Source organism: Clostridium facile (genome assembly GCF_014297275.1).
Taxonomy (GTDB): domain Bacteria; phylum Bacillota; class Clostridia; order Oscillospirales; family Ruminococcaceae; genus Massilioclostridium; species Massilioclostridium facile.
Map to the genome: position 1 here is coordinate 2,275,019 of NZ_JACOQK010000001.1, position 17,286 is coordinate 2,292,304.

The following is a 17,286-nucleotide window of genomic DNA, read 5'->3' on the forward strand; positions in this document are numbered from 1 at the left end:
ACCATATAGAAAAAGGCTTCCGAATGATTCGGAAGCCTTTTTGTGTAGTTAAAAAATCTTAACCTTATTTTTTACGTTTTTTTGTAATGCCAACTGCTACTGCGGATGCTGCCAACAAGCCAATTACTGCTGCTGGAACTGCTATATCTCCAGTTTTTGCTGCATTTGCTTTTGTAGTAGTTGTTTCCTGTCCTGCCTGTGTAGCATTGTTTTCGGTAGATGGTGTTTGAACTTCTGTTCCATCTATTGCTACCAAGCCATCCATTGCTGCTTTTACAGCATTTGCTGCCGCATCTACATCTTCTTGGGTTGCGTTGTCATCAGCCATCACATCATTTGCTTTTGCCAAAGCTGTTGTCAACACACTATAAGATTCTACTGTATACGCATTTGCATCCATGCCGTTTGCTGTTGCGATCATTTCTTCCAGGATGGATTTATCCGCTTTGAGACGCAAATTCAACATTGTGTTAAGCAGATTATTTTCCGCTGTTTGGATTTCTGCTTCCATCGCATTATCCTTATCTGCAATTAAATCCTGAGCTGCTTTCAAAGCTTCTTTAAATTCTGCCTGGCCTGCTTCTACATATTTACTCAAGTCAAAGCCTTCTGCCACACTTACTAGGGTCTCCAAAGAAGTAATGTCGCCTTTTACAAAGCCTAATTTATGGATTTCAGTCATTAATGCCTGCCATGCTGCATCGACTTCTTTCTGTGTTGCAGTAGTATTGTCACGTACTGCAATAGCGTTATCTAGCGCTGCGGTAAAGGATGCCTGTACATCTGCAATGACATTGTTAAATTCATCAGAATCTTTTTGTTGTTGAGCGTAATCAATTACAGTATTTAAGATGCCTTTATTCGCGCCTTGCTGGAATACAAATTCACGTGTTCCACCGCCTACTGTTACCAGTTGTTCAGTTTCGGTGAAAGTACTTGTTCCAGAGTTTCCATTTTTATCTACAAAGTAGCCGCCTTCGATTTTTGGCAGTACAACGGTAGCTTCAACGTTGGTTGGTACCGTTACTTTTAAGGTGTAATCTTCACCACTACCGGAATATGCTACTTCTACAAAACCACGTTCCGTTGCAAAGCGACCTTCCGCATGGTCAAGGATATCCCTTGCAGGGTCAATAGTAACTGTTTTTGCACCAGCTTCTGTTACAGTAACACCTAAAATGTTCTCTAACATTTCCGCACCAGCAGCTGCACCCCAACCATGGGATTGACTCTGGCCATGTTGCCATTGTTCCCAAGTAAAGGTTGCATCATATTGGTCAATCAATTGTGCCCAACCATAATCTTCGGTATTTGTCAACAGTTTTAGTGCTGCATCAGCACGTCCATTATCAAACAGTGCCTGTACTAAGATATCAGCTGTCATTGGACCTTGTTTCATACCCATGGAAGCCACATAGTCTACCATGCTATCAATTTTATCTTCTGGTGCAATACCAAATGCCAATGCGTAAGAAGTAGAATGTTGCCCATTATGGGTACTCTGTGTACCATCGGACATCAAACCGTCACAGTAAACACCGTCTTCTGTGATCAATTTTTCATTCATGGTCTTTTTCAGGTTTTCCGCACGAGTAGTATAATCCTGAACTTCTGCTGCATCTTTGCCTAATTCTTGAGCGACATCCGCAACAACATCAAATACACGTACCGAAAGTGCGTTTACTGTTGTTCTAGCAGCAGCATCCATATCATAATCGAATCTACCTGGAGATGGCCAGTCTACAATACCATATTTATATTCGCCGCTTCCTCCTGGTAAATTGGTTACCAAACCAGCTGTTGCACCCTCAGTTGCAATTGCCCTTGTCGCGTAATCCGCTGTATTTTGGAGATAGGGGTATGCAACTTCTAACAATTCACGGTCGCCGGTTTGCATATAGTATCTCCAAATCCAAATTGGCACATTTAAACTGAAATCAGGGATATCCCTTTTATTATCTACGTTTGGATATACAGAGTTATAACGTCCCAGATCATCGCCAGAATTCCAGTAGCGGTTCGCAGAATCAAAGAACTGCATAATTGCTTTTCTGGAAGTTGCTCTTTCATACAAGCTTGTGGTAGTAATTGCACTGATATTAACAGAGTCTTGTAAGAACTGGCCTTTTTCACGGGTTGGTGTATCTACAAACTGGTTTTGTGCGGAGTACAGAGCGGAATCTTTCATTAACTGGTAAACCTGATTGAGCATCTCATCCGATGTTATCAGAGTAGAATCACGGTCTTCTGGTACTTCCTGGTACAAAATCGTTGCTGTAATATCATCTTTTGTAAATGTCTGACCTACATTTGGAATCTGTAGATAACGGAATGCCAAATAATCCCATGTATGATAAGTTTGAGCCCCATCTTTTTGGGTGTAGATAAAGGTCATCTTTGTATTTTGGGTAGAACTGTTGCTGGTATTTACTTTTCCATCTTCTTTCAGCTCATAGCCAGTTGTTAAGGTTAATTTTTGTCCGGCTTTGCCGTTCGCAAAATTAACGGAGAAACGTGCTGGAATCACCCGTCCAAAGTCTACAATGGTTGTGCCGTCTTCCAATGTCGTGATGGTTTCTGGTTTTATATTTTCTTCTTCGGTTACATGGCCAAGTTCAGGATTCACATTGGTAAATGGATCGGTTGGATGTTCCCCTAATACGTAAACCGGCTGCCAGGAAGAATCGTCAAATCCTACTTCAGAGTAGTTACCGATCGCTTTTCTGGCGTCATATTCTTCTATGAAGTCACCTTCGCCATTTCGTTTTGAAGAACCAGACAGTGGGGCTTCTTCCGCTACCCAGTCCTCTCCAGTAGAGATGGTTTGGTAGCTTCCATCGTTGTAGTAAACAACAATCTCACCCAACAAACCTGGTTTTCCTGCTGCACGTCCTTGGCCACCACTATACCAGCGGTCCAAAATGCCGATGGAGATAGTATCGTCATCGCCTAATGCTTCGGTAATATCCCAACCTTGATAGTGGGTTTCGCTGGAATAGTCAAAGGATTGTCCACGGCCAATTCTTGTTCCATTGATGGATAATTCATAATCGTGGGCGGAAGCCATATAAGCAAGCGCTTTTACAGGCTCTTTGCCTTCTTCCAATTTTTCTTCTTTTCGGGCGTACCAATACATGTTGGAACCAGTTGCTGGAACGGTATCCCCATTCCATTGGGTCATTCCATTGTCAAATTTATCTTCTAACAGGATAGTTCCATCCGCACCTGTTACTTTTACTTCACTAAATTTACCAACTTCTGTTCCAGTGGTGCTTTCCCGGAAACCGATAGTACCTTTTGAATAGGTGGAATCTGTTGTGGTATCCACCAGTGTTCCATTGATATAGGTTTTAAAGGTATCGCCATTTACATCAATCGTAACACGGTAAGCCTGGCCTTGTTTAATATCGCATTTAATTGGGTCTTTTAAGGCAGTAAATTTGCCATTTTCCTGTACATGAACTTTTAATCCAGTACCAGGGACAATCTGCCACATGTACCCGCTATCTTTATCTGTCGCGCGGAACATAATACCAGCAGCAGTTTTTTCCGCAACCACACGCATGGAAACGGTATAGTTATCCCAATCGGTTCCAGTTTTCGCCAGGATAACCCCATTGGTATTACAATTTGCCCAATTATTTCCATCAACCTGGCTCATCACCGTAGTATTACTCCAACCATCAAAACCTTTGCTGAAATCAGCAGAGAGGTAGGTTTCGGTATTATCATTCACTTTAATTGTAGAAGCTGTTGTTCCATTGCTGAATTTATAATGGTCTAAATTTTGAAAATCTTCTACCATCAATTCTGTTCCATCAGCAGCTGTTACTTTGATATTCTTGTAAGTACCTCCTTCGCCTTCCGCATGGCGGAACCCAAAGGTACCTTTCATGGAAGTATTATTTTCATCTACATAGGTATCAAATAATTCCCCATTGATATAGGTTTTAATGGTATTACCCTTTAATTCGATGGTAAAGTGGTAGTAGGTATCAGCCTTAAAAGAATATTGTAGAGCACTACTTCCATCCAATTTATTGAACTTCCCATTGGTCATGGTATGCCGCGCTAAGCCACCTTTATTTCTGGTAAAGTTCCACATATAGCCTGTTTTAAAATCGCTGGTGGAACGCAACATTACACCTGTTGCATCTTTACTTGTGTTATTAATTTGAGCATCAAAATCAATGGTATAGTCAGTCCAGTCATATCCCTGGTCATTTAAAATGATTTGGGAACCACTGTCTTTTGTGCCGGCTACATAGATACTATCAATGACAGATGCTACAGAAATAACAGAAAGTTTTTCAAATTTTCCCGCCTGTCCTTCTTCTTCATAGAAACCAACTGTACCCGACGCAAAAGTTTCATCTGTGGTAACGTCTATCTGTATGCCGTCAATACTGGTAGTAATGGTATTGCCATTGGCAACAATATTCATGGAATAATAAGCGTTTTCCATAATATCCATTTCTACAGTGCCCAGGTCTTTTTTCTCGCCATTTACCAAAGCGGTTTTTGTTAAACCTTTCCCTGGTACCAATGACCAAATGTAAGCGTTATTGCTGTCTGCTGCACGGAACGCTACCCCTGCAGCACCTTTCTCCGCGTTCACATCTACATTCAAATTATAGTTTGCCCAGCCTGTCCCTGCACTGTACATGGTTAACCCACCACCTTGTACATGGGCAGCAGTGCCAGAAGATTCGATGGTAACAGGAGTACCTGGCTTTTGAATCCAGCTTGCATTCCAGTCTTCATCCGATAAACCAGTAGCAAAAGATGCTGGTTCACTGGTGCCTTTTAATCCGGTAGAATCCCAAGTAGTTACCGTCCAGCTATATGGATGAGCTGGATCCAATTCTGGACCTGTATAAGGAATATTGGATTGTTCAGAAGATTCTACTTTATTAGAATCCCAAACTACCTCATCTGTTAGGTCATCTTTTACAATAATCTGGTATGCAGTTTGTACATCGTCCAGGTCAACATCCTGGTTCCACCAGCTAAAAGTAGGTGCCTCCACATTTAGTGGCTTTTCCAATTCATTGGTTAATAAGCCATATGGCATTGGTGCGTTGACGCCATCTTGAGCATTTGCTGGCGCTACCAAAACAGTACTTAACATTGCAGCGCTTAACAGCAATGCTGACATGCGTTTTACGCCTTTTTTCTTAAACATGTTAGTGTTTACCTCCTTTTCTTACGTTCAAATTAGACTTTTTATGGTCAACACTACTCTTTTCTCTTTCCGCCTCCTTCAACAAACGAAATGTATACTTTATCATTCAGTCAAAAAATAAGTTTTCTCCCCTGCTTTAGAGGGGTTTTTTTATCTAAGTTTAACCGAACGAAAAAGTATACCCAATATATGCACAGCTACATATAAAGCAATTTTATTATAGCACGATCAATTTTTGATTTCAAACTCAATAATTAACAAATTTAATTTTTAAAAAATAGAAAGTTTTCACAAAAACCGTAAACAGTTGTATTGTTTGCCCGTTTAAATTCAAACAGAAAATTACCACTTTGATAAAGTTTTATCTTGGTATACGCTTATAAGAAATATGCATTATTTTGCGTAATTCATCCAATTGTCTTTTTAACAACAAAAAATGCTTTAAACCCAAACAGGTTCAAAGCATTTTTTGGTACATTGATTTCGAAATCATTAGAGAGATACTATGTTGATGGATACAATAAAAATAAAATTATAAAGTCGAATCGTAAAATGAAAAACTGATTTGTTTGTTGTAGTGATGCAGCATTTGGTTGGTTTTCCAACCATTTTACAAAATAAACCAGATTGAATATTCGCTATCTTCGTGCCTATGAATTTCGTAAGGAAATGATACCTAACTTCCAGTATTTTATTGCCCAATGTAAGATGTAACCGCCTTTACTGCCCCTAGTAACCGCTAACATCTTGTACTGTTTTCAAGGAATGGACGATTCCTTGTCAAGGTTATTTCTCTAATCTCTCATTCACATTCTCAATGCCATGGTTCATCTTTGGTTGATTCTCTCAGAGCTAAGGATCAATGTTTCTTTCTTCCGGATCGGAAGATATTAGGTAATGTTGCCTCCGCAATGTTACCTGTATTTTGTTTGAAACAATTCATCGATTTTGTCAATTTCATGTTTCTCTCTTCTCTTTTGATAGAACACTTTTTATCTTTTTTTCGAAACAAAAAGTATTCTCTTTTTTCTTTTTCTATTCTCCGTTACTTACAAAAACAACGTGATAAATCCTTTTGTAAGCAACAACCTTATTATACAACAAAACATTAATAAACACAAAGGTCATAATAAACGAAGATAATCCTAAAATTTAGTGAATCCACCAATGGTTTTTAACAATTTTATTAATTAAATATTGTTTTAACAAATAACATTTAATATTATTATTCAATATATATTTATAGACAATATATTTAACTAAAAAAATAAAATCTTTTTTTTAATTTCGTTTTTATATTAAAATACAAAAAATGAATATCATATACAATTGTATACAAAAATACCCCTTGTTTTTTATACAACAAGGGGATTTTTGTTTATTACCAGAACAAACCAGAAATAATCCAGTCTGGAATCATAGCATTTTCATATAAAATCATTCCAACTCGAACCAATGTGGCAACCAAGGAAATCGAAATTCCGGCAACCGCTAAACCTTTTAGATGCTTACCAAAACATCCAATTAATGAAGTAATCAGCCCCAATGGCAATAAAATAATAGCGAAGGTAAACAGACCAATAATAGAGCAGATAAAACCGATAATGGCACATACATCACACCAGTTGTAACCTTCCCTTTGTGGGATAGCAACAGGAGGCATTACATTTGGTACTAGTGGAGGCGCCACTGGTTGCTGATATTCCGTTGTGTAGGAACTGGAAATCTCCATATCCTCATCCAACCGTTCCCCACAGGCCTTACAGAAGGTAAATTCGTCATTATTGGGTGTATTACAATGTGGGCATACTTTCATATTAAAAACCCCTTTCTGCTACTTTTTCTTCTCATAATAAAATTTAACTGTTTAACTTTATCATAACAGAAAACCACCTATGAGTTATCACATAACTATGAAATTTTTATTTCATTTATCCAACAAAATAAGGAAAGGAATAGCAACTGCCACAATTTATTTTTCTCCAATTTTTTCTGGAAACTCATATAAAACAAAAAATTCCGGTAGTGTTCCTACCGGAATTTTTAATTTTTTATTCGTCTTTTTGTTCTTCTAATTCATTCATTTGGCTTTCCATGGATTCCGCATGTGCCAACAGCTCATCGGCAGCGTCAGAACCATCCATCTGGGTTTCTAGCTGATTTTCTTCCGCTTCTAAAGCTGCTTTTTCTTCTGGAGAAAGTTCTGTTTCTTCTGCTTGTTCTACTTCCTGAACTTCCGCTTCCTCCTCATGTTCCGCGCGGGCAAAGGTTACCACCTTGGTATCCCCTTGTACTCTCATGACACGCACACCACCAGCATACCGGGACATCACGCTGACATCGCTTACACGGATACGGATAATAACACCATCATCTGAAATCATAATCAGGTCATCATCTTCATCCACCACTTTTACCCCAACTACATGGCCTTTTTCCTCATTAACTTTGTAGTTGATTTTACCAAAACCACCCCTGGTCTGGCAACGGTATTCTTCCACAGCGGTACGTCTGCCTTGCCCTTTGTCGGTAACTGTCATAACAGTCGCGCCTTCCCGGATACGAGCCATACCAACAACCTGGTCGCCATCCTTCAGCTTAATGGCACGCACGCCTTTGGCGGAACGGGACAATGGACGGGCATCCGTTTCTTTAAACCGGATTGCCATCCCGTTTTTAGTAGCAACAATTAGTTCAGAGTGTCCAGAAGTCAAACGTACCCATGCCAATTCATCGTCTTCGGATAGGGTAATGGCAATCAAACCGTTTTTGCGGATATTGCGGTAAGCATCCAACTTGGTTCTTTTCACAATACCCTGCTTGGTTACCATGACAATATACTGGTCAGAATCAAACTCGGTTACCCGCAACATGGAAGTAACTTTTTCCTCTGGTTCCAATGGCAATAGATTGACAATATTCATCCCTTTGGAGGTTTTGCCCCCTTCTGGAATTTCATAGCATTTTAAGCGGTACATTTTTCCACGGTTGGTAATAAACACAACATGGTCGTGGGTAGAGGAGATAAAGAGTTCTTCCACAAAATCCTCTTCCCGCTGTTTCATACCGGAAACACCACGGCCACCACGCTTCTGGGTTTTGTAAACATCCACTGGCTGGCGTTTGATATAGCCGTAATGGGTGAGTGTAACTACACATTCCTCTTCTGGAATCAGATCTTCAATATCCACTTCACCGCTAACCGCTTTGATCTCTGTGCGGCGTTCATCTCCATATTTCTGTTTGATTTCCAGCAACTCATCCCGTACAATCCCAAGGATAATCTGGTAATCGCTTAAAATATGTTCCAATTCTTTTACTTTTGCCAGGATATCCGCTAGTTCCTGTTCAATTTTAATCCGTTCCAGACCGGATAACTGCCCCAAACGCATCTGTACAATGGCAGTTGCCTGAATATCATCCAGATTAAAGTTTTCCATCAAACGCTCTTTGGACTCTGCCACTGTTTTGGAAGAACGGATAATTTTAATCACTTCTTCGATGAAATCCAAAGCGATTTTTAACCCTTCCAGCACATGCTCCCGCTCTTTTGCTTTGCGTAGGTCAAATTCTGTCCTTCTGCGGATAACTTCCGCTTGGAAATCAATGTAATGCTGGAGCATCTCTTTTAAAGACATTACCTTTGGTTCGCCGTTAACCAATGCTAGGTTAATGACACCAAAAGTCTCCTGCATTTGGGTATAACTGTACAATTTATTTAAAACAATCTGAGGGTTCGCATCCCGTTTTAACTCAATGACAATCCGCATTCCTTCCCGGCTGGATTCGTCACGCAATCCGGAAATTCCCTCAATTTTCTTATCTTTTACATGGTTGGCAATGCTCTCGATCAGCCGTGCTTTGTTGACCTGATAAGGAAGTTCGGTCACCACAATGCGGAACCGTCCATTTTTCATTTCCTCTACATCAGCACGGGAACGTACTGTAATCTTACCCCGTCCTGTGGCATAAGCGGCACGAATTCCAGCCTGACCCATAATAATACCAGCAGTAGGGAAATCCGGCCCTTTGATGCAGCCCATGAGATCCAGCAATTCTGCATCCGGGTTATCAATCAACATGCAGATACCATCCACAATTTCATTCAAGTTGTGGGGAGGGATGTTCGTCGCCATCCCTACAGCAATACCAGTAGAACCATTTACCAACAGGTTTGGGAACCTGGAAGGTAATACAGTAGGCTCCTTCAAACGGTCATCGTAGTTCATACCGAATTCAACGGTATCTTTATTGATATTAGTAAGCATCTCCATGGAGATTTTGCTCATTTTTGCTTCGGTATAACGGTAAGCAGCCGGAGGGTCGCCATCCACAGAACCGAAGTTCCCATGCCCATCTACCAATGGATAGCGCAAGGAAAAATCCTGCGCCATACGTACCAGGGCATCGTAAACAGAGGCGTCACCGTGGGGGTGGTAACGTCCCAATACAGAACCGACTGTATCGGCTGATTTACGGTAAGGTTTGTCCGGAAAAATACCGTTCTCATACAGGGTATACAGGATACGGCGATGGACTGGTTTTAAACCGTCCCGCACATCCGGCAGCGCCCTGCTGACAATAACAGACATGGAATAATCCAAAAAGGATTTCCGCATCTCTTTTTCAATATCTACCGGAATCACCTTACCCATACTTGGGTCAAAAGTGTTTTCATTACTCATTCAGGTTCCTCCAAATCTATCCGACAAGTCAGTATTTCTATGCTTCTGTTTGAATCAACCGTTCCCCGAGAGCCTGGAATTTCTGATTTATCCCTGCCTGCTGTTCCTCATCCAAGCAGCGTTTTGGCAGGATATAAATCCGCTCTTTCCCAACGCTGATAATGTATTTATCCTTCTGGTTAAGGATAAAATTGCTGGGATTGTTGTACATAATACGGAAACCGCCGTTTTCTTCTTTTACAAAAATGTATTCGTCATAAATATCCATGGTAAAAGGCTCTTCAATCTGTGCCATTGCCTTTGCCACCTGTTTGCGGTGGCGTACTGGATTGTACCAAATGATAAAAACCACGGCAATACAAACAATGGTACCCAGGTAAGTAACCGTGGAAGGGGTACGTAAAAACAAATCAATTAAATAAAATACCAGCACCAACCCAAACAAAATGGTAAAAATAAGGTTGCGCTTAAACAGATGCTTTTTCTGGAATGCCTTCATCCCGGTTTCCACTTCCTCTTCCGTCAGGTTATAGGATACTGGAATGTGGGGTAGGGAAGTATCTTCTTTATCTCCCATTCTCACAGGAGGAAGGTCTTTTTCATCATACTGCTGCAAATCAATATTGGAAGTAGCTGGTTTTTGCTCTTCTTTTTTTGATTTTTTCTTTTTAATTTGGTATACATTTTCCAATTGGTCAATATTTTTGTTGTAATAATTTTCTGCTTGGGATTTGGTTGGATCGTCCTTGTATTCTTCTTCCTGCTCCTCATCCCCATCTTTTTTATCTTTTTTCCATTGGAACAAGCCATCAAAATCATGCTTATGCTCTTCGTAATACAGTTCCGCCTGGGATTTCTCTTGTGGCTCCTGCTGTATTTCCTGATCTGGTTCCAACTGGGTTTCCTTTTGTTTTTCGTCCATACTGCCTCCTGCTATTGTTTGGTTGCCCAAAATTAAATATCCAAATTCTGCACATACCGTGCGTTCTGTTCAATGAATTCACGGCGTGGTGCTACTTTATCCCCCATGAGGATAGTAAAGATTTCATCCGCTGCCGCTGCGTCTTCCATAGTAACCTGAATCATTACTCTGTTTTCTGGATTCATGGTAGTTTCCCAAAGCTGTTCTGGGTCCATTTCACCTAGACCTTTGTAACGCTGGATATCAATTTTCGCATCTGGGTTATCTCCCCGCATAGTTACCAGTAAACTGTTGCGTTCCTCATCACTGTAAGCATATTTATGCACTTTTCCTCTGGTTAAACGATACAACGGAGGCTGTGCAATATAAACGTTCCCATTTTCAATCAAAGGCCGCATGAAACGGAAGAAGAAGGTCAGCAATAGGGTACGGATATGGCTACCATCCACATCGGCATCCGCCATGATGACAATCTTGTTATAACGGAGTTTCGTAATATCAAAATCTTCTCCAATGGAAGTACCCAATGCTGTAACTACTGGCATCAATTTTTCATTGCCGTACACTTTGTCCAGGCGCGCCTTTTCTACGTTGAGCATTTTTCCCCACAGAGGAAGGATTGCTTGATATTTTCGTTCTCGCCCGCTTTTTGCGGACCCACCTGCGGAATCCCCTTCGACAATGTACAATTCAGTCAATTCTGGGTCACGTTCGGAACAATCCGCTAATTTTCCTGGCAGGGATGCGCTTTCCAGGGCGGATTTCCGTCTGGTTAATTCCCTTGCTTTCCTTGCCGCTTCCCTTGCTTTTTGAGCATTTAAGGATTTCGAGATAATTTCCTGGGCAACCGATGGATTTTCATCAAAATAATCCATTAGTTTTTCAGTAACCATCTTTTCCACCAACTGGCGCACTTCCACATTGCCCAACTTGGTTTTAGTTTGACCCTCAAATTCACAGTTGGTGAGCTTTACGCTAATAATAGCGGTCAAGCCCTCCCGCACATCATCGCCAATCAGCTTTTTATCCGCATCTTTAAGTAAATTGGTCTTTTTCGCGTATTCGTTAAATACTTTCGTCAGTGCGTTTTTAAAACCAGTCTCATGGGTACCGCCATCCGGTGTATGAATATTATTGGCGAAAGACAGGATTAATTCGTTATAACTATCGTTGTACTGAAGGGCAACTTCCGCAATAGAATCCCCCTCTTTTGCTTTTAAATAGATTACCTGGTCATTGATTGTTTCCAACTGCCTGCGTTTGTGGATAAATTCTACAAAGCTTACAATACCACCTTCGTAGTGTAAGGTTTCCCCAACTGGTTCCTCTCCACGACGGTCGGTGAGCACAATTTTTACTCCAGCGTTCAAAAATGCCTGTTCCCGCAAACGGGTCAGCAAAATATCGTAATCATAGTGGGTTTCACTAAAAATCGTCCCGTCGGCTTTGAACATAACAGAAGTACCTGTTTTCGTGGTATCTCCAATAATCTTCATTTGTTCATCATAGTTTCCACGGGCAAATTTTTGGTAGTTGATATGCTGTCCATCATATACCGTCAGTTCCAGCCATTCACTCAGGGCATTTACAACCGACGCACCTACCCCATGTAAACCACCGGCTACTTTATAACCGCCACCGCCAAATTTTCCTCCCGCATGTAGCATGGTATATACCACAGTTGCTGCGGATATCCCTTCTTTTGGATGGATACCAGTTGGAATCCCACGGCCGTTATCCGAGACTCTGATCACATCGCCGGGAAGAATTTCCACGTCGATCTGGGTACAGAAACCAGCCAAAGCCTCATCAATGGAGTTATCCACAATCTCATACACCAGGTGGTGCAGCCCTTTGGAGCCAGTAGACCCAATATACATACCGGGACGCTTACGAACTGCTTCCAGTCCTTCTAATACCTGGATTTGATTTTCATCATAGTTTTGATTGATTCTTTCCAAAAAAAATTCCTCCCAATTACTGAAATGATCTTTCACGTCTTGCCCTGCCAATACCAAGGGCTATTCTAATTTTAATCCGCGCTTTGCCCTCAGCCGCAAGGTTGCTGGACTGATTTGGGAAATGTAAACTTTGGTAGTTCCATTTTCACAGCATACCACAAAAGAACGGGGAAGCTCATACGAAACATTCACCACTTTTCCAGTTTCTTCTGCTTTGCGCAGAAAAAACCGGGTATGTTTGGAAATAGAAGTATTATCCAGGTCAAAAATCCCGACAATATTCTCCTGTTTTACCACGGTATCTTCCCCTAAATGAATATACATAGCAAACCTCTTTGTTTATGATTGAATCCTGCCATCCTCCACATGGAATATCTCTCCATGCTGAAGGCGTAGGGTATTGGAAATATCGCAGCAGGTAATAAATACCTGATGCCCTTTTACATGGTTTAAAATATAATCCTGGCGGGAAACATCTAATTCACTCATCACATCATCCAACAAAATAACCGGATTATTTCCAGTAATGGATTTCAGTAACTTGGCTTCCGCCAGTTTTAACGCCAAAATACTACTCCGCTGTTGCCCTTGGGAGCCATAGTTTTTGACGGATACGTCATTGATTAACAATTCCACCTCATCCCGATGCACGCCAATGCCGGTAAATCCCTGTTTGATATCTTGTTCCAGGTTCTGCTCCAGCTGTTCCAGATAATGCTGTACTTTATCTTGGGTATATTCCCGATCCCCAAGTTTATCAAATACAGTGGACTGGTATTCTACCCGCAGGTTTTCTTTCTGGGATGAAATTCCCTGGTAAATATGGTGGGAAAACTTTGCTACCTTATCGGTGTAATCCTGGCGCAGTAGGGAAACAATCGTCCCCAATTTTGCCAGCTGTAAATCCCAAATCTCCATCGTGTCTTTTAAATAAGGCTGACGGTAAAGCTCTTTTAAAAGGCTATTCCGCTGGTATAGTACCTTTTCATATTGGTGCAGGTAATGGTGGTAATCCGGCCGGATTTGGCAGATCGCGCTGTCCAAAAATTTCCGCCGTAAAGATGGCGAACCTTGGATAATCGAAAGATGGGCAGGAGAGAACACAACACAGAGGAAATTTCCCGCATACTCAGTGGGGGATTTTAATTCCACCCGGTTTAAAAAATATTTATTTTTTGCCCCAAATACCATATTGGCTTTTTGGATGCGCTGGGTATCATCAAACTCCAATGATAATTCTGCCCGCTGGCAATCAAATCCAATCAATTTGGATTCTTTGGAGCTCCGAAAGCTCCTAGCGCCAGAAAACAACCAGATGGCTTCAATTAAATTGGTTTTTCCCTGGGCATTCTGCCCATAAATGACATTAATCCCTTCTCCTGGCTGGATCACAATTTGTTTGAGATTACGAAACCCATCCCCTCGAAATTCAGTTACCTTCATGGATAATCAGTAGCTCCAATTCATTCCCGATGACAATTTTATCATTGGGGAATACTTTTTTACCACGAATATAACAAACTTCACCGTTGAGCATAACTTCACCATCCGCCACCATCTCTTTCGCGTGTCCGCCTGTCTCCGCAATGCCGGCAAATTTTAAAAGCTGATCCAACTTAATAAACGGTGTATGGATTGGGATTGTCTCAGTTTTCATTTTTTAACCTCACTGGCAATACCAGGAATAGGAATTGATCCCCTTCCACTGGAATGATTTTAATTGGAGAAAGCGGACCATTCATATCAATATAAATTTCATCACAATCCGTATGGCGTAACGCATCAATCATATATTTATTGTTAAAAGCAATCCGGATTTGGTTTCCCTCTACCTGTGCTTCACAGCGATCATTTACTTTACCAATAGCGCTTTCACAAGAAAGAATTAGAGAATTGCCTTCTGTTTCCAATTTAATAGGGCTTTTATTCCGATCGTTGATGATAATAGAAGTCCTTTCGATGCTCTGTGCCAATATTGCATCCTCCACATGGATACGAGTGGAAAAACCATCTGGAATAGCGGATTTATAGTCCAAATATTCCCCTAATAATAGGCGAGAAATCATGGTATATCCATCAACTTCAAAAAGGATATGTTTTTCACAAACATTGATTTTTGCGATTTGATCCTGTTGGTCAGATAACAGTTTGGTTAGTTCCGCTAATGTTTTTCCTGGGACAATAAAGGAAATATCCTTGTCCACGTTTACTTTTTCCCTACGTAATGCGACCCGGTATCCATCTACGGATACCACATGCATTGTACCATTGGAAATATCAAAAAGGGAACCTGTTAGAATTGGAGTTTGTTCGTTGACAGAAATTGCAAACAATGTTTGGTTAATCATATTTTTTAATAGGTATTCTGGCAGTTCAAAGGAAATGCAATCCTCTATGGAAGGAAGGTCTGGGTATTCATCTTTTGCCATCCCTAAAATATGGAATTCCGTGTCTGCACCTTGAATTAAGGTCATAAAGCGTTCATCAGATGCAATCAAAATTTCCTGATTTGGCATCTTTTTTAAAATATCGCTGAACAGACGGGCATTTAATACAATGCTACCTTCTTCTTGTTGGTTTACCTGGATTGTTTTGGTAATACCAATTTCTAAATTATAGCCGGTAATTGTCAGTTCGCTATTGTTACATTGTAACAGGACGCCTTCCAACGCTGGTATTGTAGATTTCGAAGAAATTGCTAAAGACACATTAGAAACAACTTCATTGAGTAGTTTTAAATCACATGAAAATTTCATAGTTAGTACCTCTTTTACTAGAAATAAGGGTTTTTCACAACTTCTTTGTATTCGATCAAAAAAATTTCGATTTTTGAATAAAATAAATGTATTTTATTTTATAATATTTTAGTAGTAGTAGTAGGGAGTGTGTAAAAGTTGAAAATGTGAAAAACCTCGGAAAATACTAGGGTTGAAGTGATTTTTCTTTTCCGGATTGAAAAAGAAAAATAAGTTGAAAAAGTTGAAAGATAAATTTTATTTAACAGCTATGTTGAAAACTGGGTTGAAAATGTTAAAAGATTGTTTGTAAGTTTGTTGAAGAGTAAAACAAAATAAATTTCCGAATATTGGATGTTGAATAAGTTGGAACTTGGTTGAGTTAAAAATGTTGAAAAATGGTTATTTATCCCGGATATTTTTAATAATGTCCTCAACAATCTCTTTTTGATGGCTATCTTTTTTTATCATGTTTTCAACTTTTTGTAGTGCATAAACTACGGTTGCATGGTCACGACCATTAAATTCTTTTCCGATTTCCGCCAGAGGCATCTGGGTAATTTCCCGTACAATATACATAGCTATTTGACGAGATGTTGAAATTTGTGCAGAACGTTTGGAAGAACGAATATCTTCTTCCGTGACACTAAATGTACGTGCTACTTCTTTGATGATGCGTTCTACGGTAACAGGGGCAGGCTGGTTATTATTTAGAATATCTCGGATTGCGGTTTGCGCCATGCCGATAGATGGGGTAGCCCCATTTAAGTCCTTAAACGCATTTAGCCGTTTTACCGCTCCTTCCAGTTGCCGGATATTATGTTTTAAATTGGAAGCAATAAACTCCGCGACATCATCGGACATTTCCAGGTTCATCAATTCTGCCTTACGGCGGACAATCGCAACCCTGGTTTCAAAATCTGGCGGGGAAATATCCGCTAACAGTCCCCATTCAAAACGAGTTTTCAAACGATCTTCCAGGGTTTTAATATCTTTTGGAGGACGGTCGGATGTCAATACAATCTGTTTACCAACCTGATGCAGTTCATTAAAAGTATGGAAAAATTCCTCTTGGGTTTGGGTTTTCCCAGCCAGGAATTGGATATCGTCCATAAGAAGAATATCTACATTACGATACTTTTCATGGAACTCATCTGTAGTATGGCGTTCAATTGCGGTAATCAATTCGTTGGTGAAGGTTTCACCATTGACATAGGCGATATTGGCTTTTGGATTGTTTTTGCGAATTTCGTGGGCAATGGAAATTAACAGATGGGTTTTTCCTAGCCCGCTTGGGCCATAAATAAACAGTGGGTTATAAGTACCATTCTGTTTTTGAGCAACCGCCTTACAAGCAGCATAGGCAAACGTGTTGGAGCTGCCTACAATAAAAGTATCAAAAGTATATTCATATTCCCCCAGGTATTTATTATCAATTTTTTCTTCAGCAGGTGGCATTAAACTGGTTTGCTGTGGAACAGAAGCAGTGGGTTCAGCAGCAGGAGTATGGTTTTCTTCGGTGATGATATCAATGGTAACATCAAACCCCAATACCTCTTTAAAAGCTTCTGTTAATATATTCATATATTTTGTGAGAACAATATTTTTTTGAAAATTGCTTTTTAGAGCTAATACTGCGGTACCGGATTTGAATTCAACTGGTTCAATGGGCTGGATCCAAAGGGAATACGCAGTGGGGGACAGCTCTGTTTCACAGTATTGTTTCACAGCCTGAAATACCTGTGAAAAGGATTCCATATTGTAACCTCCTATCAAATTTTGTGGTCTGATCTCATTT

At 40.4% G+C, this 17,286-nt stretch carries 10 protein-coding genes; all 10 read right to left on the reverse strand.

Annotated features, from left to right (window positions below):
- Positions 1 to 64 precede the first annotated feature (64 nt).
- A complete protein-coding gene (locus H8Z77_RS09445) occupies positions 65 to 5,185 on the reverse strand; it encodes a family 78 glycoside hydrolase catalytic domain (protein ID WP_186996852.1) in 5,121 nt (1,706 codons plus the stop codon).
- Between the two features lie 1,381 nt (positions 5,186 to 6,566).
- Entirely contained in the window at positions 6,567 to 7,001 is a 435-nt protein-coding gene (locus H8Z77_RS09450; RefSeq protein WP_186996853.1) for a zinc-ribbon domain-containing protein, read from the reverse strand.
- Between the two features lie 235 nt (positions 7,002 to 7,236).
- On the reverse strand, positions 7,237 to 9,870 hold the full coding sequence (gene gyrA / locus H8Z77_RS09455; protein ID WP_069987774.1) for a DNA gyrase subunit A: 2,634 nt from the start codon (positions 9,868 to 9,870) through the stop codon (positions 7,237 to 7,239).
- Between the two features lie 37 nt (positions 9,871 to 9,907).
- Entirely contained in the window at positions 9,908 to 10,792 is an 885-nt protein-coding gene (locus tag H8Z77_RS09460; RefSeq protein ID WP_069987776.1) for a YcxB family protein, read from the reverse strand.
- 32 nt (positions 10,793 to 10,824) lie between these two features.
- On the reverse strand, positions 10,825 to 12,753 hold the full coding sequence (gene gyrB, locus H8Z77_RS09465) for a DNA topoisomerase (ATP-hydrolyzing) subunit B (protein ID WP_069987778.1): 1,929 nt from the start codon (positions 12,751 to 12,753) through the stop codon (positions 10,825 to 10,827).
- 60 nt (positions 12,754 to 12,813) lie between these two features.
- On the reverse strand, positions 12,814 to 13,077 hold the full coding sequence (remB, locus tag H8Z77_RS09470) for an extracellular matrix regulator RemB (protein ID WP_069987780.1): 264 nt from the start codon (positions 13,075 to 13,077) through the stop codon (positions 12,814 to 12,816).
- A gap of 15 nt (positions 13,078 to 13,092) precedes the next feature.
- Positions 13,093 to 14,196: a DNA replication/repair protein RecF gene (gene recF, locus H8Z77_RS09475; protein WP_186996854.1), complete on the reverse strand. Its 1,104-nt coding sequence runs from the start codon at positions 14,194 to 14,196 to the stop codon at positions 13,093 to 13,095.
- Positions 14,183 to 14,410: an RNA-binding S4 domain-containing protein gene (locus tag H8Z77_RS09480; protein ID WP_069987788.1), complete on the reverse strand. Its 228-nt coding sequence runs from the start codon at positions 14,408 to 14,410 to the stop codon at positions 14,183 to 14,185. Before H8Z77_RS09480 ends, recF begins: the two co-directional genes overlap by 14 nt.
- Positions 14,400 to 15,509, reverse strand: coding sequence for a DNA polymerase III subunit beta (gene dnaN, locus H8Z77_RS09485; RefSeq protein WP_069987790.1), 1,110 nt, complete (start codon positions 15,507 to 15,509; stop codon positions 14,400 to 14,402). The genes H8Z77_RS09480 and dnaN overlap by 11 nt, the downstream gene beginning before the upstream one ends.
- A 381-nt stretch (positions 15,510 to 15,890) precedes the next feature.
- The gene (gene dnaA, locus H8Z77_RS09490) at positions 15,891 to 17,246 is read right to left on the reverse strand and encodes a chromosomal replication initiator protein DnaA (protein WP_069987792.1); all 1,356 of its coding nucleotides are present in this window, start codon (positions 17,244 to 17,246) and stop codon (positions 15,891 to 15,893) included.
- Between the last annotated feature and the right edge of the window lie 40 nt (positions 17,247 to 17,286).